The sequence below is a fragment of the Streptomyces sp. enrichment culture genome (assembly GCF_964273255.1).
Taxonomy (GTDB): domain Bacteria; phylum Actinomycetota; class Actinomycetes; order Streptomycetales; family Streptomycetaceae; genus Streptomyces.
This window is the reverse complement of record NZ_OZ186835.1, coordinates 6,523,268-6,540,027: the sequence shown is the minus strand read 5'-3', so window position 1 is coordinate 6,540,027 and position 16,760 is coordinate 6,523,268. Positions and strand designations below refer to the sequence as shown.

Genomic DNA, 16,760 nt, shown 5'->3' with positions numbered 1-16,760 from the left:
CATGGCACAGGTCACCGACGCGGCGCGCACCGTCATCATGACCGTGGACGACGATCCGGGAGTGTCCCGTGCCGTGGCGCGGGACCTCAGGCGGCGCTACGGCCCCGCGTACCGGATCGTGCGGGCCGAGTCGGGCGAGGCCGCCCTGGACGCGCTGCGCGAACTGAAGCCGCGCGGTGATCCGGTGGCCGTGCTCCTCGCCGACCACCGGATGCCGCGGATGAACGGCATCGAGTTCCTGGAGCAGGCCCTCGACATCCACCCGGGCGCGCGCCGGGTGCTGCTGACGGCGTACGCCGACACCGGCGCGGCGATCGACGCGATCGACGTGGTCGGCCTCGACCACTACCGTGCGGGAGTGGTTCCCGATGGCGGTCCACCTGCTGGAGGGCCTGTTCTTCGGGTCGAGGAGCACCCAGCGGGCCGTCGGACAGCGCGAACGGCTGCTGGCGCCGGGCTCGTTGTCGACGGGTCTGACGCACGAGCTCAACAACCCGGCCGCGGCGGCCGTGCGGGCCACCGCGACGCTGCGCGAGCGGGTGCGCCGGATGGCACCGGGCTCGGGCTCGACATCTCGTGGCGGATCGTGGTGGGCAAGCACCACGGCACCCTGCGGTTCGGCTCCGAGCCCGGCGACACCCGCTTCCGGGTGCGGCTGCCGCTCACCGCCCCCTCCCCCGGCGACGACACCCCCGAGGAGCAGGCATGACCAGCACCCCCATCGACCCCTCCGTGCCGCCCAGCGGTCCCGGATGCGCCGACTGCGAGGCCACCGGCGGCTGGTGGTTCCACCTGCGCCGGTGCGCCGCGTGCGGGCACGTCGGCTGCTGCGACAGCTCGCCCGGGCAGCACGCCACGGCGCACTTCCGGGTCAGCGGCCACCCCCTGGTGCACAGCTACGAGCCGGACGAGGACTGGTTCTTCGACTACCGCACCGGCCGGCTGTACGAGTCCGGCCCGGCCCTCGCACCGCCGCCCAGCCACCCGGCGGCGCAGCCCACCCCCGGACCGGCGGGCCGGGTGCCCGCGGACTGGGCGGCCCGGCTGCACCGCTGAGCTGCCCGGCCCGGCTCCTCGCCGGTCCGGGGGCCGGCGCGCCCGTGCCAGGATGGGTGCGTGTCACAGAGCTCCTTCGCCGGCCCGCTCGTCGGCCGGGACGACGAACTCGCCCGTCTCGCCGGGGTGCTGGAGGGTGCCCGGCGCGGTCAGGCGCGTGCCGTGCTGCTCGCCGGGGACGCCGGGGTGGGCAAGACCCGGCTGCTGGACGAGGTCGCCGTACGGGCCGCCGCGGACGGGATGACGGTGGTCACCGGCCACTGCGTGGACCTGGGCGACGTGGGCCTGCCGTACCTGCCGTTCACGGAGGTGCTGGGGCGGCTGGCCGCCGACGAGCGGTTCGCGGCCGTCGTCGGCGCCCGCCCGGCGGTCGGCCCGCTGCTGGGCGGCGGCACCGGCGCGGAGCGGGACGCGGACGGCCGGCTGCGGCTGTTCGAGGGCGTGGCGGAGCTGCTGGCCGAGGCCGCGGAGGTGGCGCCGCTGCTGCTGGTGCTGGAGGACCTGCACTGGGCCGACCAGTCCTCGCGCGACCTGCTGCGCTTCCTGCTGGGCCGGGGGGTGCTGCAGCGCCCCGCGGTGGGGGCGTCCGCGCCCCGGCTGGCGGTCTGTGCCTCGTACCGGGCGGACGACCTGCACCGGCGGCATCCGCTGCGGCCGGTGCTGGCGGAGCTGGTGCGGCTGCCCGTGGTGGAACGGCTGGAGCTGCGTCCGCTGCCGGACGCGGACGTGACCCGGCTGGTGCGGGCGCTGGAGGCGCGGCCCCTGCCGGACGCCACCGTCCGCCGGATCGTGGAGCGCGCGGAGGGCAACGCCTTCTACGCCGAGGAACTGGTGGCCGCCGCCGGCACGCCCGCCGGCGGGGTGCCCAGCGGCCTCGCCGACGTCCTGATGATCCGGGTCGAGCAGCTGTCGGAGACCGCGCAGCAGGTGCTGCGCACCGCGGCCGTCGCCGGACGCCGGGTCCACCACGAGGTGCTGCGCGAGGCGGTCGGGCTGCCCGAGGACGAGCTGGAGGCTGCCCTGCGGGAGGCCGTCGGACGGCAGCTGCTGGTCGCCGGGGAGGGCGGCACGTACTCCTTCCGGCACGCCCTGGCCCGGGAGGCGGTCTACGCGGACCTGCTCCCCGGCGAACGGGCACGGCTGCACGGGGCGTTCGCCCGGCTGCTGGCCGGGCGCGGACCGCGCGGGGAGACGGCGGCGGAGCGGGCGCACCACCACCGGGAGAGTCACGACCCGGCGCGGGCGCTCGCCGCGTCCCTGGAGGCCGCCGACCACGCCCGGCGGCTCGGCGCGCCCGCCGAGGAGCTGCGGCACCTGGAGGCCGCCCTGGACCTGTGGCCCGGGGTGGGCCCGGAGGGCCTGCCCGAGGGCACGGCGGCCGACCCGGTGGCGCTGACCCTGCGGGCGTCGGCCGCGGCCGCGCACGCCGGTGAACTGCACCGCGCGGTCGCCCTCACCCGGTCCGCGCTGGCGGACCTCGGGCGGGATGCCGACCTGGAGCTCGCCGCCCGGGTGCGGTACACGCTGGCCGGGAACCTGCTGCGGGTCGACAGCCTGACGGCGGCGTTCGCGCACAGCAGCGAGGCGCTGGCGATGATCCCCGAGGAGCCGGCCTCGCCGACCTGGGTGTGGGCGGCGGCCACGCACGTGATGACCGCGCGGCAGGTCGGGGAGACCGGTACGGCTCTGTCGGTGGGCCGCCGGGCGCTGGCGGCGGCCGAACGGCTGGGCATGGCCGACGCGCAGGCCGACCTGCTGATCTCGGTGGTCGGCCTGGAGCAGTTCAGCCGCCACACCCCCGAGGGGCGCCGGCGGCTGACGCGGGCGAGGGAGCTGGCGCGGGAGGCCGGCAACGCGGCGGTGGAGCTGCGGGCGCTGTACAACCTGGCCATGGGCGCCTACGAGGCCGGTGAGCTGGAGGCGTGTCTGCCGTCGCTGACCGAGGGGCTGGACCGGGCCCGCAGGGCCGGGCTGCTGGCGTCTCCGTACCCGCTGGCGATGCGCTACCTGCGGCTGCTGGTGCTGTACGCGACGGGCCGCTGGGACGAGTGCGTGCGGGCGGCGGAGGCCGATGCGCGGGTGCTTCCCCCGCTGGGCGGGTACGCGGTCGCGCCCGCGCTGTACGTGGCGCTGGCGCGGGGCGACTTCTCGGTCGTGGAGCGGGTCCGGCCCACGCCGGACGAGCCGTTCGACTGGATGGCGACGCTGGTCGCGGGAATCCTGCTGACCGACGCGGCCGCGCTGCGGGGCGACGCGGAGGAGGCCGTGCGCACCATGCGCGGCACGCTCACGGCGCTCACGGACGCGTCGGGCACGGTCCCGGACGTCACGGTGCGGCTGGCGGCGCTCGCGCTGGCGGCGGTCGCCGACGCGGCGGCCGGGCGGCGGGCGGCCGGTGACGAGGCCGGTGCCCGCCGCTGGGCCGGGACCGCGGACGACCTGGTGGCGCGGGCGCGGTCGTCGGCCGCGCACAGCGAGGACGGGATGGCGCAGGGCAGCGAGGGCCAGGCGTGGCTGGCGCGCGCGGAGGCCGAGTGGCGCCGGGCGGTGTCCGGGCCCGAGACCGCTCCGTGGGAACGGGCCGTGGCCGCGTTCGGCTACGGGGACGTCTACGAGCGGGAGCGGTCCCGGCTGCGGTACGCCGAGGCCCTGCTGGCCGCCGGGCGGCGGGAGGAGGCGGCGGCCGCGATCCGTGCCGTGTGCGAGGCCGCGGGCCGGCTGGGCGCCGCACCGCTGCGGGAGCGGGCCGAGGCGCTGGCGGCGCGCGGCGGGCTCGGCGGTCCGTCCGGTGCGGGGGGACGCGGGGGTGTGCTCACCGCGCGCGAGCGGGAGGTGCTGCGGCTGCTCGCCCGGGGGCGCAGCAACCGGCAGATCGGTGAGGAGCTGTTCATCAGCGGCAAGACGGCGAGCGTCCACGTGTCGAACATCCTCGCCAAACTGGGCGCGGGCGGCCGTACGGAGGCCGTGGCGATCGCGTACCGGGAGGGCCTGGTCGTCCCGGAGTCCGAGGGGGCGGACCGGGTGGCCGACACGCCCCGCCGCCCCACGTCCGCCTGACCGTTTCCTCCGCTTTCCGTCGCCATACTGTGGCGACCGGCGACGCCAGCGCCCCTGTGCCGACTGCGCGCCGACCGGGCCCGGTTGACGGTGCGGCAGAAGCGGAGCGGCGGCGGATGGTCTCGACAGCGACGATGCGTTCGGGTGCGGTGGCGGCGGTGGCCGCCCTGTCCCTCCTGGCGGTTCCGGCGCACGCCGCCGGGGCGGTCCCGGCGCACGCCCCCCGGGCGGTCCCGGCCCCGTCTCCCGCCTCCGCACCGGCGCTCGACGCGCCCGACCTGGCCGGGGTCGAGAAGCTCCTGCGCACGGCGCGGACGCAGGGCGCGCCGGGGGCGATGGCACGCATCGACGACCACGGCACGGTCCTGCGGGCGGCCACCGGGGTGGCGGACCGCGCGACGGGGCGGGCCCTCGCCGACGCCGACCGCTTCCGCATCGGCAGCGTCACCAAGGTGCTGACCGCCGTGGTGCTGCTGCAACTGGTCGACGAGGGACGGCTGGAGCTGGACTCCCCCGTCAACCGGCACCTGCCGGGGCTGCTTCCGGACGACCGCATCACGGTGCGTCACGTCCTGAGCCACCGCAGCGGGTTGTACGACTACACCAACGACATGTTCGCCCGGACGGTGCCCGGCTTCGAGGCGGTCCGCACCACGGTCTTCACGCTGCGGGCGCTGGTGCGCAGGTCGCTGCAGCATCCGCCGACCACGGCGCCGGGCGGCGCCTACCGCTACTCGAACACCAACTTCGTCGTCGCGGGGATGCTCGTCCGCACCCTGACGGGCCGGTCCCTGGCGACCGCCTACCGGGAGCGGATCACCGGACCGCTGGGGCTGCGGGACACGTTCTACGTGCATCCCGGCACCGCGCTCCCGGGCCGCCACACCCGCGGCTACCTGACCCCGGACGCGGCGGGCGGGGCACTCGTCGACGCCACCGAGCAGACGGTGTCCTGGGCGCAGAGCGCGGGCGCCGTCATCTCCACCACGCGGGACGTCAACACCTTCCTCACGGCGCTGATGTCGGGGCGGCTGGTCTCGGCGGCGGCCCTGCGGGAGATGCGGCGCTGGGTGCCGGCGGGCACCGGCCAGGCGTACGGGCTGGGGCTGCGGCGCCGCGACCTGTCCTGCGGGGTCTCGGTGTACGGGCACACCGGCGCCGTGCAGGGCTACTACTCCTACGCGTTCACGTCGGCGGACGGCCGGCGTTCCCTCACGGCGCTCGCCACCACGTCGAACAACGCGAAGGTGATGGGCACGATGCTGCGCACGCTGGACGCCGCGTTCTGCGGACGCACGGCCGCCCGCAACGCGGCGCCGGCCGCGCCGGTGCACGAGGACGTGGCGCCGGACGTGGCCCGCCGCTGAGGGCGGGCGGCCCCGCGCGCGAGGTGCCCCGCCCACGATCTTGGCGGAGGGCGTGCGTCCGGGTGAGGATGACGCCATGAAGGGTGATCTCTTTTCCAGCCGGCACATGGTGCAGCCCGCTACGGCCCCGGGCATGACCGTCGAGAACGCGAAGTGCATCCGGTACGCGGTCGACGGGGAGATGCTGGCCCGGCAGGGTGCGATGGTCGCCTACCGCGGCAGCCTGCAGTTCGAACGCAAGGGCCAGGGCGTGGGCGGCATGCTCAAGCGCGCCGTGACCGGTGAGGGGCTGCCGCTGATGGCGGTGCGCGGGCAGGGCGAGGCGTGGTTCGCGCAGGAGGCGCAGAACTGCTTCATCGTCGACGTCGAGCCCGGTGACGAGTTCACCGTCAACGGCCGCAACGTCCTGTGCTTCGACGCCACCCTGTCGTACCGCATCAGCACGGTGAAGGGCGCCGGCATCACCGGCGGCGGCCTGTTCAACAGCGTGTTCACCGGGCACGGCCGGCTGGGTCTGGTGTGCGACGGCAACCCGCTGGTCATCCCGGTCTCGCCGCAGCAGCCGGTCTACGTCGACACGGACGCCGTGGTGGGGTGGACGGCGGGGCTGACCACCTCGCTGAACCGGTCGCAGTCGCTGGGGTCGATGCTCCGCGGCGGTTCGGGCGAGGCGGTGCAACTGGCGCTCCAGGGCGAGGGGTACGTCGTGGTGCGGCCCAGCGAGGCGACGCCGCACAAGCCGCAGCAGCACTGAGGGATCCGGGGCAGGAGGGGGCGGCACCCCACGGCCCACGGCCCGCGGCCGGTGCCCGGCGGCACCGGTCCGGCGCTCCCGGCGCCCGTGCCGCCCCGGCCTCCCCGGCGGCCGGGGAGGCACGCGGCGCCCGGTGCCGCCCCGGTTGACCCGGGCCGCGCGCCGGGGTGAGGGTGCGTCGTGGCGCGGATCACGACCCCCGCGCGGGAAAGGTGACCCAGATGATCGGGATCTCGCGGATCGAGGCGGCGGCCGAACGGATCGCCGGGCACGTGGTGCGGACGCCGACCGTGCCCAGCCCCGGACTGTCGGCCCTGCTGGGCGTCCCGGTCACGGCGAAGCTGGAACTGCTGCAGCGCACCGGTTCGTTCAAGGCCCGGGGCGCGGCCTCCAGGCTGCTGGCGCTCGGGGAGGCCGAGCGGGCCGCCGGGGTGGTGGCGGTCAGCGGCGGCAACCACGGCATCGCGCTCGCTGTCATGGCCTCGGCCCTGGACGTGAAGGCGACGGTGGTGATGCCGCGTTCGGCTCCGGCGCGTGCCGTGGAGATCGCCGAGTCCGCCGGGGCGTCGGTGCGGCTCACCGACGACATGGACGGTGCCTTCGCGCTGACGGCCCGGCTCCGGGAGAAGGGACTGACCCTGGTCCATCCGTTCGACGACCCCGAGGTGATCGCCGGGCAGGGCACGGTGGGGCTGGAGCTGGCCGAGGACGCCGACGACGTCACCGACGTCCTGGTGAGCATCGGGGGCGGCGGACTGATCTCCGGCGTGGCGGCCGCCCTGCGGGCCCGGCGGCCGGGCGTGCGGGTCTGGGGCGTGGAGACCGAGGGCGCGCAGGCCATGTCCGAGGCGCTGGCGGCGGGCGGTCCGGTGCCGGTCGCGCTGTCCTCGATCGTCTCCACGCTGAGCGCCCCGAGCGTGTCCGCGCTGACGTACGAGCACGTCGCCGAGCTGGTCACCGAGGTGCTGGTGGTGCCGGACCGGGAGGCGGTGCGCGGGTCGCTCGACCTGGCGGAGCACGCCAAGGTGTGGACGGAGCCGGCCGCCGGCTGTCTGCTGCCCGCGGCCCGTCAGGTGCGGGAGCGGGCCGGTGACGGCGCGCGGCTCGCCCTGGTGGTCTGCGGCGGCAACGCGACCACCGCCGACATGGCGGCCTGGGCCGGCCGCTTCGGACTGCGCTGACCCCGCCGGCGGCGGCCGGACCGGTCGGGTCCGTCGGGCCGCCGCCGGGTCCCGCCGGCGTCCCCGCGCATTCCGGTGCGCCCGGCGTCCCGGTGCCTTTCCTGGCCCCCTCGCGCCTTTACCGCGGGTTACGCCAGGTAAGCCGGGAGGAATGCTTTCACCGACGCAGGAAAAAGGGGCGGGGCCGCCCGGGAGACGGCACAGCGTGCCAGGTGAGCCCCGCACGGCCCGGGTCCGGGGCCCCGCCGATACCTGCGTACACCACGGTTTTCGCATGGGGCCGGGAAATACCCGGCGCCGGAATTCGGCCGCGTTTTCGTTGAACCGATCGGGCTCCGTTGTCCGTACCTGTGCCCAAGGCGGAAACAGCGGTCGGACGAGGGATGGCCATGGGCAGGGCGCACGTCTCCACGCACGAGTCGGTCGGTGGTCGGTTCCGGTTGGTCGAGGTCCTCCACCGGGAGACCAACCGCGTCTGCTGGTACGCCGACGACACGCGGTCGGGCCGCCCCTGCCTGGCCACCCGGACCGGACTGCCCGAGGGCACCTCCGACGACACCGCGCGCCGGGCCCTGTCCCGCGTCCTGCGCACGACCGAGAGCGTGGACCGGCTGGCGCCGGGGCGGGTGGCGACCGTGGTGGACGCCCTCGACGAGGACGGCTCGCTGTGGACGGTCACCGCGTGGATCGACGGCGTCCCGCTCGGGCAGCTCCTCGCCGAGCAGGGCACGTTCAACCCCGTGCGGGCCGCCCGGATCGGCCTGGAACTGCTCGACGTGCTGGACGCCGCCCACGCCCAGGGCATCACGCACGGCGAACTCAGCCCCGGCCAGGTCTTCGTGCGGGACACCGGCCCGGTCGTCGTCGCCGGGTACGGGCTCGCCGGCGCGACCCCGGCGCCCCGGCTGACCGCGCCGTCGTACGCCTCGCCCGAGCAGGCCCGCGACGAACGCGTCGGACCGGCCGCCGACCTGTGGGCGCTGGGCGCGCTCCTGTACACGATGGTGGAGGGGCGTCCGCCGTTCCGGGACCGGGGCCGGCACGAGGCGACGCTGCGGGGCGTGGACCGGCTGCCGCTGCGCTCCCCCGTGCGGGCCGGTCCCCTCACCCGGGTCGTGCAGGGGCTGCTGCGCAAGGACGCGCGGGAGCGGCTGACCCGCCAGGTGGTGCGCGAGGCCCTCACCCGTGTCCTCAGCGAGGAGCCCGGGGCGGGACCGGCGGCGGAGGCCGGCCGGGTGCGGCTGCGCGGCGTCGGCTTCGCCGTGGTGCGCCGCACGGGCCGGGACGTCAGCCGCCGGACGGCGGTCCTCGGCGCCGCCCTGGCCGTCCTCACCGTGACGGTCGCCGTGCTGGCCGCGACGCAGGCGGCGCCCGGCGGTCCGTCCGCCGCCCCTCCCCCGGCCGCACCGCCCGCGGCCACCTCGGCTCCCCCGTCGGCGCCGGCGGCCCCGCCGTCGCCCGGCGGGAACCCGGAGGGCGGGGGCCGGGACACGGCGGCGCCTGCCACCCCGCCGGACGCCGCCGAGCCGTCCCCGTCGGGCACGGGCGGGCTGCCCCCGGGGTTCCGGGTGCTGCGCGCGCCGGAGGGCTTCTCCGTCGCGCTGCCCGCCGGCTGGGAGCGGCTGTCCACCACACCGGGCGCCGACGGGGCGTACCGCGCCCGGTTCGGCGCCGACGGCGATCCGCGGACCCTGGCGGTCACCTACAGCGAGCGGGTCGGCCCGGACCCGGTCGCGGTGTGGCGGGACGACGTGGAGCCGGGCCTGAAGCGCATCGCGGGCTACGAGCGGATCGGCGCCATCCGGGCCCTGACCTACCAGGGCCGCAGCGCCGCCGACATGGAGTGGTACGCCACCGCCGGCGGCACGCGGACGCGCACCCTGGGCCGCGGGTTCCTCCTCGGCGGCGGGCGCAGTTTCTCGCTGCGCTGGACGGCACCGGCCGCGGACTGGGACGAGCCCGCCGGCCAGGAGGCGCTGGGCACCGTGCTGCGCACCTTCCGCCCCGGCACGGGCTGACGCCGCGTCCCGCGCGCCGTGCCGCTCAGGCCGGACGGCGCAGTCTGCGCAGCCGGGCCGGGGGCAGGGGGCGGGTCGTCCAGCGGGCCGTGAACGTGCGGTCGGCCAGGGAGCAGGTGAGGCGCAGGCGGTGCGGTGTCTCCAGGAACAGCACGTCCGCCGACAGCGTCGCGGGCCCGGTCCAGCCGCCGCTGACCGCGGTCGGGACGGGCTCCTCGGCGACCGTCCAGCCCGCGTCCGGAAGCCGCAGCGGCAGGGGGTCGCCGCGGTCGGTGAGGGTGAGCGTCCAGCCGCCGTCCGGGGCGGCGGTGACCTCCGCCCCGGTGAGCGTGGGCTGGTCGGCACAGGTGCCGCCGTCCGGGGTGAACACGGCGCCCGCCCAGTCCGCGGCCCGCTCCGGCGGCACCGGGCCGCCCGGGGCCGGGGGCAGGGACAGCCGGGCGAGCCGGTCGCGCAGCGCCGCGTCCTCGGCGTCCCGGCCGGTGAGCGGTGCCGGGTGAAGGGCGGGCAGCAGGTGCCGCCAGACCAGGTCCAGGTAGTCCTGCATGCGTTCGGTCGCCGAGGTCGCGGCGATCACGGCGTGGTGCTCGGGCAGCACGAGGCAGAACTGGCCGTAGGCCCCGTCCCCGCGGTATCCGTGCCGGGAGATCCAGAAGTGGTGGCCGTACCCCTGGTCCCAGTCCGGGCGGTCCTCGCCCAGGGCACCGGCCGTCGGGACGTGCGGGCGCGAGGCGCGGGCCACCCACCCCTCGGGCAGCAGCCGCCGTCCGTCGTGGACGCCGTCGGCGAGGTACAGGGCGCCCAGCCGGGCGACGGCCTCGGTGGGGGCGTACAGGCCGCTGAAGCCGATCTCGCGTCCGGTGCGGTCCCGGACCCACCCGGTCGGGCCGATGCCGAGCGGGTCCAGCAGCCGGGGCCGCAGGTAGCCGGTGAGGGACTGGCCGGTCACCTGCTGGACGATGGCGCCCAGGGTGTAGGTGCTGGGCTGGTTGTAGGCGAAGAGGGTGCCCGGGTCGCGGTCGGGCGGGATCAGCAGGAAGCCGCGCACGGGTTCGGCGGGGTCGCGGGCGTACGCCTCGTCCACGGTGTCGCGCGCGTGGCCGCCAGCCATGGAGGCGAGGTGCCGGACCCGGATCGCGCGGCTGCGGGGGTCGGTGACGTCCGCCGCGAACCGGGGGAAGTAGGAGATCACCGGCGCGTCGAAGTCGAGCAGGCCCTCCGCCTCGGCGAGGGCCGCGGCGGTCACGGTGAAGGACTTGCTGAGCGAGTACAGCAGGTGCGGGCGTCCCGATGTGTACGGGGCCCACCAGCCGGAGGCGACCACCCGGCCGTGGCGCAGGACCATGAGGCTGTGCGGCTCGATGTCCCCGGCGGCCTCCAGGGCGTCGAGGAGGGCGTGGACACCGGCGGCGTCGACGCCCTGGGCGGCGGGCGCGGAGGCGGGAAGCGGATCGGCACTGGTGCGGCTCATGCGGCGATCCTGCCCGGCCGGGGCCGGGTGATCCACCGTTTCCGGCCGGCGCGGGCGGGGACCCGGACATCATGGTGCAGATCGGATACACGATGATGACCGAGCAGGCCGGGCCGCGGGAGCTGGTCGATCACGTGGTGCGGGCCGAGGAGGCGGGCTTCGACTTCTCGGTGACCTCGGACCACTACTTCCCGTGGCTGCGGGCCCAGGGCCACTCCCCGTACGCCTGGAGCGTGCTGGGCGCCGCCGCCCAGGCCACCTCCCGCATCCCGCTGATGACGTACGTGACGTGTCCGACGTTCCGCTACCACCCCGCGGTGGTGGCCCAGAAGGCGGCGACGCTGCAACTGCTGTCCGAGGGCCGGTTCCGGCTGGGCCTCGGGTCGGGCGAGAACCTCAACGAGCACGTGGTGGGCGGCGGCTGGCCGTCGGTCGACGTGCGGCACGAGATGTTCGAGGAGGCGGTGGAGATCATCCGCGCGCTCTTCGAGGGCGGTCACGTCAACCGCCGCGGCACCCACTTCGACGTGGAGTCGGCCCGGCTGTGGGACCTGCCGGACCAGCCGCCGCCGATCGGCATCGCGGTCTCCGGGGAGCGCTCCTGCGCGCTCGCGGGGCGGCTCGCCGATCTGGTGATCGCCACGGAGCCGGAGGCCGGGCTGCTGGACGCGTTCGACCGGCACGGCGGCGCGGGCAAGCCGAGGGTGGGGCAGCTGCCGGTGTGCCACGACGCCGACCGGGAGGCGGCGGTGCGGCGGGCGCATGCCGAGTTCCGCTGGTTCGGCAACGGGTGGAAGGTGAACTCCGAACTCCCTCACCCGGACTCCTTCGAGGCCGCCACGCAGTTCGTGCGGCCCGACGACGTGGCCGCGTCGATCCCGTGCGGCGACGACCCGGACGACTTCGTCGAGGCGGTCCGCCCCTACGCGGAGGCCGGGTTCACCGAGATCGCGCTGGTGCAGATCGGCGGCGACTCCCAGCCGGCCTACCTGGACTGGGCGGAGAAGACGCTGCTCCCGGCGCTGCGGAACGCCTTCGGCTGAGGTGCCGCCGGGCCTGGGCGGCCCGCCGCGAGGATTCACTCGGACGATGGAGCATTCCGGCGGGATGCGGGGTACTAGAGGGCTCTACGTCCTACGCGTCCCGGAGGCCCTTTCGTGAACCCGTTCGTGCACAAGACCGTGGTGGTGGAGCTCCAGGCGGGGGGTTCGGAGCGCTTCCCCGTGCTCGCCCACCTCAGCTACGACCCCGCCGACCCGTTCGCCGTCACCGCGGTCTTCAGCCACGACGGCCGGGTGCTGGCCCGCTGGCAGCTCGACCGCGAGATGGTCGCGGACGGCCTGCGCGGACCGGTGGGCATCGGGGACGTGCGCCTGTCGCCGGAGGTGCGGGGGGCCGGCCGGGAGCTGCGGATGGAGTTCCTGGGCGAGCCCCGCCCGGACGGGGGCCGGCACCACGCGGTGGTGTTCGCGTGGGCGGAGACGGTCGGTGAGTTCCTCGACGAGACCCGGCGCCTGGTCGCGCCGGGCAGCGAGGACGTCGGCATCGACGACTTCCTGGCGGACGTCCTCGCCGGACGCTGACCCGCCGGCCCGGGCGTGGCCGTCCGGCGCCCGGTCGTCCGGCGCGCGGCCGGCGGGCCGGGGGGCGGTGCCGGGCGCCTCAGCGGCTCGTGTGCCGGTAGCGGGCGTACAGGGGCAGCCCGAACCAGCACAGCAGGTACCAGAAGACGACTCCGGCGACCAGGTACGGGACGAAGCCGTCCTGGGTCGCCACCCGCAGGATCAGCAGCAGGGACGCGCTGGTGGTGGCGAGCAGCAGCAACAGTCCCAGCAGGGTCAGCCGGGAGGCCAGCCGCACCGCCTGGGCCTTGATCCGCCGCCCGGAGACGAGGCGGTGCAGGGAGACCGGGGCGATGAGCGCACCGGTGGCACAGGCCCCGAGGACGACGGTGACGAGGTAGATGGTCTGGTCGGTGTCGGACAGGTCGTCGTACTTCGGGGTGAAGACCACGGTGAGCAGGAAGCCGAAGAGGATCTGCACGCCCATCTGGGCGACGCGGACCTCCTGGATGAGCTCCTGCCACATCCGGTCCGCTCTCTCGTCCTCGGTCTCGTTGCGCCCCCTGCGCAGCGGCCCGTCCCCTCCGGCGCGCGCCGGCCCGTCCCGCCCCGCACGCACCGGCCCGCCCTGCTCCGCGTCGGACACGCCGCCTCCCGGTCTGCTCGGCCCCCGCTGCCACTCTCCCACCGGGTTCCCCGTCCCGGTGCGCTTGCCCGCTCGGCGCGCCACCGGTTTGGCCGCCGGGCGCCCGGTTACACGGACCGCTACGACACCGAGGCCGGGAGGTTGTGAACGACATGTCGGACACCCAGCTCACCGTGACGCTGAGCGGCGGCGGCATCGACGACGCCCGCGCGGTCGTCCGGACCCTGGAGGGGACCTTCGGCGCGTCGGACGGCCTGCCCTCCGACGAGCACGCCACCGTGCGGACCGCGACCTTCGGCGCTCAGGGCCCGGCGGACACCGGAGCGTCGGCCGCCGACGCGGCCGAGCTGACGGCGCCCGTGGCCGTGACGGTGCAGGGCACGCCGGACGCGGTGCGCCGGGCGGGGGACGCCCTCGGGGCGGCGTTCAGGGTCCGCGACGACGGGACGGCGGCCGGCGACCAGGAGCAGGAGAGGCAGTTGCTCCTGGAGCCGTGAGTGCCGTGCGCGCCGTCCCGTCGGCGGGCCGTGGGCGGCCGTGCTACCAGCGGGACTCCACGTGGTCCCGGATCCGCCGGGCGTAGAGCTCGTCGATCGCCGCGAGGGTCTCCCGCGGCAGTTCCGGCAGGCGCGCGGCGGCCGCGTTGGCGCGGGCCTGCTCGGGCGAGCGGGCGCCGGGGATCACGGTGGTGACGCCCGGCAGGCCGGCGATCCAACGCAGCGCCAGCTGGGCGGGGGTGTACCCCTCGGGGGCGAGGGCGGAGAACTCGGCGGCGGCCTCGACCCCGGTGGCGTAGTCGACGCCGGAGAAGGTCTCGCCCTGGTCGAAGGACTCGCCGTGCCGGTTGAACGTGCGGTGGTCGTTGTCCGGGAAGACCGTGTCCTTGGTGTACTTCCCGGACAGCAGGCCGGAGGCCAGCGGGACACGGGCGATGATGCCGACGCCGGCCTCCCGGGCCGCCGGAAGCACCTCGCGCAGCGGCTTCATCCGGAACGGGTTGAGGATGATCTGCACGCTCGCCACGTTCGGCCGCGCGATCGCCGCCAGGGCCTCCGCGCAGGTCTCCACGCTGACGCCGTAGGCGGCGACGCGCTCCTCCTCGACCAGGGTGTCGAGGGCGTCGAAGACCTCGTCGCGGGAGTAGACGGCGGTCGGCGGGCAGTGCAGCTGCACGAGATCCAGCCGGTCGACGCCGAGGTTGCGGCGGGAGCGGTCGGTCCAGGCGCGGAAGTTGTCCAGCACGTAGTGCTCGGGGATCTGTTCCACCCGCCGGCCCATCTTGGTGGCGATCATCACGTGCAGGTCGGGGCGGCCGCTCACGAAGGACGCGATGGTCTGCTCACTGCGGCCGTCGCCGTACACGTCGGCGGTGTCGAAGAAGGTCACCCCCGCCTCGGCGGCGGCCTCCAGCACCGCGAGGGCCTGCTTGTCGTCCACGTCGCCCCAGTCGGCGCCGAGTTGCCAGGTGCCCAGTCCGATCACGGAGGCGTGCTGACCGGACCGTTCGAATGTGCGCTCGTCCATGGGCGACAGTCTGTCATCCGTCCCGGCCGGCCAGGCTCTGTGCCCGGCGCGCGAGCCGCGGGCCGGCCCAGCGCTTGAACCGCCGCAGCGTGTCCACCCGCCCGGCCGCCCGGTCCAGCCGGTAGTACAGCTGCGGCGGCACGTACGGCAGCAGGGGCGAGTGCCGCTGGCCGAGCAGGGCGAACATCTGCTCCGGGGGGAGGCGGATGTAGCGCGGCAGGTCCGCGTACCAGCGGGCGCTGTGCCGGGCGGCGCTCTGCGCGGGCAGCAGGGCGGCCCGGCGTTCGCGTTCGTAGCGCGCGAGGGCGGCGGGCACGCCGGGGCTCTCGCGCAGGGCTCCGGCGAGGGCGACGGCGTCCTCCAGGGCGAGGCTGGTGCCGGCGCCGACCGAGTAGTGGGTGGTGTGGGCGGCGTCGCCGAGGAGGACGAGGTTGCCGCGGTGCCAGGTGCGGTTGGTCACGGTGCGGAAGGTCTCCCACCGGGCGGCGCCGCCGGGGCCGGGCCGGCCGGTGAGCCGGTGGCCGTCGAGGACGTCGGCGAAGAGCTCCTCCAGCCGCGCGAGCCCCGCGGCCTCCCCCGCCCGGTCGAGCCCGAGGCCGGCGAGGGTGCCGGGGCCGCACTCGATCACGCAGGTGCTGCGGTCCGGGGCGTAGGGGTAGCCGTAGCACCAGATCCAGCCGTGTTCCGTCTCCACGAAGGCGTGGGTGAAGGCGTCGAAGACCTTGGTGGTGCCGAGCCAGACGTAGGGGTGCGGCCCCGCGGTGACACGGGTGCCGAAGTGGTCGGCGTGACGGGCGCGCAGGGAGCTGTGCACGCCGTCGGCGGCCACCACCAGGTCCGCCTCGGGCAGCCGACCGGCGGGGACGTCGCTGCCGGGGACGAGGCGCACGCCGAGACAGCGGGCGCGGTCGGCGAGCAGGTCGAGCAGCCGGTGGCGCCCGATGCCGTACCCCCGGTCGCCGCGGTGGCGGGTGGTGAGGTCCCGCTCGTGGTCCCGGACGCGGGCGACGCCCTCCTGCCAGTGCACCGAGTGGGCCTCCAGGGCGTCCGCCGACTCGGGGTCGTGGGCCCGCAGCAGGTCCAGCAGGGCCTGCCAGTAGGTCACGCCCCACCCGTAGGTGGAGCCCTCCGGGTTGCGTTCGTGGACGGTGATGTCGTGGGACGGGTCCTGGAGTTTCAGCAGGACGGAGAGATACAGACCGGCGGGCCCGCCGCCGACGCAGACGACCTTCACGCGCACCTCCGGGCGACTGTGGGGGAACTCCGGTCCGCCGTCGGCATCGGACCGCTGCCGGGATCCCGGCATGACGGACAGGAGCCGGACGATCACGCAGGGTAGCAGGCGGGCGGCGACGATCCACGGGCCTGCGGATCGCGCCATTCTCGCGGCGTGACGGACACCACGGGATCCCCCGCCGTCGCACCGGAGTCCGGGCCGAAGTGCGCCGACCGCTCAAGGAATTCCCCGTTCCGCCCCATGGAACGGCACGGTGGAGCAAGATCATCTTGGTTCAACCCTGTACCGCGTGCGGCGACATGCCCGGATCACAGCCAACCGGGTCGGGCGGATTTCTCCGCAATCCGGCGGGCCCGGTAGGTATGCGGGGTCCCTACCCGCCCCGCCCCTCCTGGAGGTCCCGTGCCCGAACTCAGCCGTCGCCGTGCGCTCACCGCAGCCGCGGCCCTCACCGCCACCGCCGGCGGCGCCGCGGCACTCGGCCCCGCCGCCCGCGCCGCCGGCCGCGGCCCTCACAGCTCTCACGGCTCTCACGGCTCCTCTGGTTCGGCCGACCATTTCGACGAGGTGTACCGGGGACGCCGCATACAGGGCCGGCCCGCCTCCGGCGGCGGGCATCACCACCACGGCGGTCCCGCGGTCGCCGTGTTCGTCGACGGTGTGGAGCTGCACGTGATGCAGAACGCCGACGGCAGCTGGATCAGCGTGGTCAGCCACTACGACCCCGTGCCCACTCCCCGGGCCGCCGCCCGTGCCGCGGTGGACGAGTTGCAGGGCTCCCCGCTGCTGCCCTTCCCCGCGGCCACCGCCCCGGCCTCGCCCGCCTCACCAGCCTCGCCCGCCTCGCCCGTCAACTGAGCCGTGCCGTCCGCACGTTGGGAGCACCA

Annotated in this window: 14 protein-coding genes and 2 pseudogenes; 12 read left to right on the top strand and 4 right to left on the bottom strand. The window is 75.9% G+C overall.

The features are described from left to right. Position 1: 1 nt before the first annotated feature. The 8 genes and pseudogenes from ACSU53_RS28615 to ACSU53_RS28580 all read left to right on the top strand — a co-directional run. Positions 2 to 349, top strand: a pseudogene (locus ACSU53_RS28615) (response regulator); the annotation flags it as partial. 1 nt (position 350) lies between these two features. Then, positions 351 to 551: pseudogene (locus ACSU53_RS28610) on the top strand (histidine kinase); the annotation flags it as partial. Positions 552 to 705: 154 nt separating this feature from the next. After that, positions 706 to 1,056, top strand: a complete 351-nt coding sequence (locus ACSU53_RS28605) for a UBP-type zinc finger domain-containing protein (protein WP_437032386.1) — start codon at positions 706 to 708, stop codon at positions 1,054 to 1,056. Positions 1,057 to 1,116: 60 nt separating this feature from the next. Then, positions 1,117 to 4,113: a helix-turn-helix transcriptional regulator gene (locus tag ACSU53_RS28600; RefSeq protein WP_437032384.1), complete on the top strand. Its 2,997-nt coding sequence runs from the start codon at positions 1,117 to 1,119 to the stop codon at positions 4,111 to 4,113. Positions 4,114 to 4,247: 134 nt separating this feature from the next. Further along, positions 4,248 to 5,480: a serine hydrolase domain-containing protein gene (locus tag ACSU53_RS28595; RefSeq protein WP_437033463.1), complete on the top strand. Its 1,233-nt coding sequence runs from the start codon at positions 4,248 to 4,250 to the stop codon at positions 5,478 to 5,480. 76 nt (positions 5,481 to 5,556) lie between these two features. Next, on the top strand, positions 5,557 to 6,234 hold the full coding sequence (locus ACSU53_RS28590; protein ID WP_437032382.1) for an AIM24 family protein: 678 nt from the start codon (positions 5,557 to 5,559) through the stop codon (positions 6,232 to 6,234). A gap of 221 nt (positions 6,235 to 6,455) precedes the next feature. After that, entirely contained in the window at positions 6,456 to 7,415 is a 960-nt protein-coding gene (locus ACSU53_RS28585) for a threonine/serine dehydratase (protein ID WP_437032381.1), read from the top strand. Positions 7,416 to 7,804: 389 nt separating this feature from the next. Beyond that, positions 7,805 to 9,433: a serine/threonine-protein kinase gene (locus ACSU53_RS28580; protein ID WP_437032379.1), complete on the top strand. Its 1,629-nt coding sequence runs from the start codon at positions 7,805 to 7,807 to the stop codon at positions 9,431 to 9,433. Between the two features lie 25 nt (positions 9,434 to 9,458). Here the strand turns inward: ACSU53_RS28580 and ACSU53_RS28575 are convergent, their stop codons facing one another. Continuing rightward, positions 9,459 to 10,904, bottom strand: a complete 1,446-nt coding sequence (locus ACSU53_RS28575; RefSeq protein ID WP_437032377.1) for a serine hydrolase domain-containing protein — start codon at positions 10,902 to 10,904, stop codon at positions 9,459 to 9,461. A 71-nt stretch (positions 10,905 to 10,975) separates the two neighbouring features. On the opposite strand from ACSU53_RS28575, the gene ACSU53_RS28570 reads away from it, so the two are divergent. After that, positions 10,976 to 11,947 (top strand): LLM class F420-dependent oxidoreductase, encoded by a 972-nt coding sequence (locus ACSU53_RS28570; RefSeq protein WP_437032375.1) that lies wholly within the window; start codon positions 10,976 to 10,978, stop codon positions 11,945 to 11,947. Positions 11,948 to 12,061: 114 nt separating this feature from the next. Continuing rightward, the gene (locus ACSU53_RS28565; RefSeq protein WP_437032373.1) at positions 12,062 to 12,487 is read left to right on the top strand and encodes an SsgA family sporulation/cell division regulator; all 426 of its coding nucleotides are present in this window, start codon (positions 12,062 to 12,064) and stop codon (positions 12,485 to 12,487) included. Positions 12,488 to 12,566: 79 nt separating this feature from the next. Here ACSU53_RS28565 and ACSU53_RS28560 read toward each other — a convergent pair whose 3' ends face one another. Beyond that, positions 12,567 to 13,112, bottom strand: a complete 546-nt coding sequence (locus tag ACSU53_RS28560; protein WP_437032372.1) for a DUF6328 family protein — start codon at positions 13,110 to 13,112, stop codon at positions 12,567 to 12,569. A gap of 152 nt (positions 13,113 to 13,264) precedes the next feature. Here ACSU53_RS28560 and ACSU53_RS28555 point away from each other — a divergent pair, with 152 nt between their 5' ends. Continuing rightward, on the top strand, positions 13,265 to 13,609 hold the full coding sequence (locus tag ACSU53_RS28555) for a hypothetical protein (protein ID WP_437032370.1): 345 nt from the start codon (positions 13,265 to 13,267) through the stop codon (positions 13,607 to 13,609). Between the two features lie 43 nt (positions 13,610 to 13,652). Here the strand turns inward: ACSU53_RS28555 and ACSU53_RS28550 are convergent, their stop codons facing one another. Next, the gene (locus tag ACSU53_RS28550; protein WP_437032368.1) at positions 13,653 to 14,636 is read right to left on the bottom strand and encodes an aldo/keto reductase; all 984 of its coding nucleotides are present in this window, start codon (positions 14,634 to 14,636) and stop codon (positions 13,653 to 13,655) included. A 13-nt stretch (positions 14,637 to 14,649) separates the two neighbouring features. Next, positions 14,650 to 15,876: an FAD-dependent monooxygenase gene (locus ACSU53_RS28545; protein ID WP_437033461.1), complete on the bottom strand. Its 1,227-nt coding sequence runs from the start codon at positions 15,874 to 15,876 to the stop codon at positions 14,650 to 14,652. 399 nt (positions 15,877 to 16,275) lie between these two features. Here ACSU53_RS28545 and melC1 point away from each other — a divergent pair, with 399 nt between their 5' ends. Next, positions 16,276 to 16,731, top strand: a complete 456-nt coding sequence (melC1, locus tag ACSU53_RS28540) for an apotyrosinase chaperone MelC1 (RefSeq protein WP_437032366.1) — start codon at positions 16,276 to 16,278, stop codon at positions 16,729 to 16,731. Positions 16,732 to 16,760 lie beyond the last annotated feature (29 nt).

Coding starts and splice junctions, on each gene's coding strand:
- ACSU53_RS28605 (WP_437032386.1), top strand. CDS start 706: ATGACCAGCACCCCCATCGACCCCTCCGTGCCGCCCAGCGGTCCCGGA.
- ACSU53_RS28595 (WP_437033463.1), top strand. CDS start 4,248: ATGCGTTCGGGTGCGGTGGCGGCGGTGGCCGCCCTGTCCCTCCTGGCG.
- ACSU53_RS28590 (WP_437032382.1), top strand. CDS start 5,557: ATGAAGGGTGATCTCTTTTCCAGCCGGCACATGGTGCAGCCCGCTACG.
- ACSU53_RS28585 (WP_437032381.1), top strand. CDS start 6,456: ATGATCGGGATCTCGCGGATCGAGGCGGCGGCCGAACGGATCGCCGGG.
- ACSU53_RS28580 (WP_437032379.1), top strand. CDS start 7,805: ATGGGCAGGGCGCACGTCTCCACGCACGAGTCGGTCGGTGGTCGGTTC.
- ACSU53_RS28575 (WP_437032377.1), bottom strand. CDS start 10,904: ATGAGCCGCACCAGTGCCGATCCGCTTCCCGCCTCCGCGCCCGCCGCC.
- ACSU53_RS28570 (WP_437032375.1), top strand. CDS start 10,976: ATGGTGCAGATCGGATACACGATGATGACCGAGCAGGCCGGGCCGCGG.
- ACSU53_RS28555 (WP_437032370.1), top strand. CDS start 13,265: ATGTCGGACACCCAGCTCACCGTGACGCTGAGCGGCGGCGGCATCGAC.
- ACSU53_RS28550 (WP_437032368.1), bottom strand. CDS start 14,636: ATGGACGAGCGCACATTCGAACGGTCCGGTCAGCACGCCTCCGTGATC.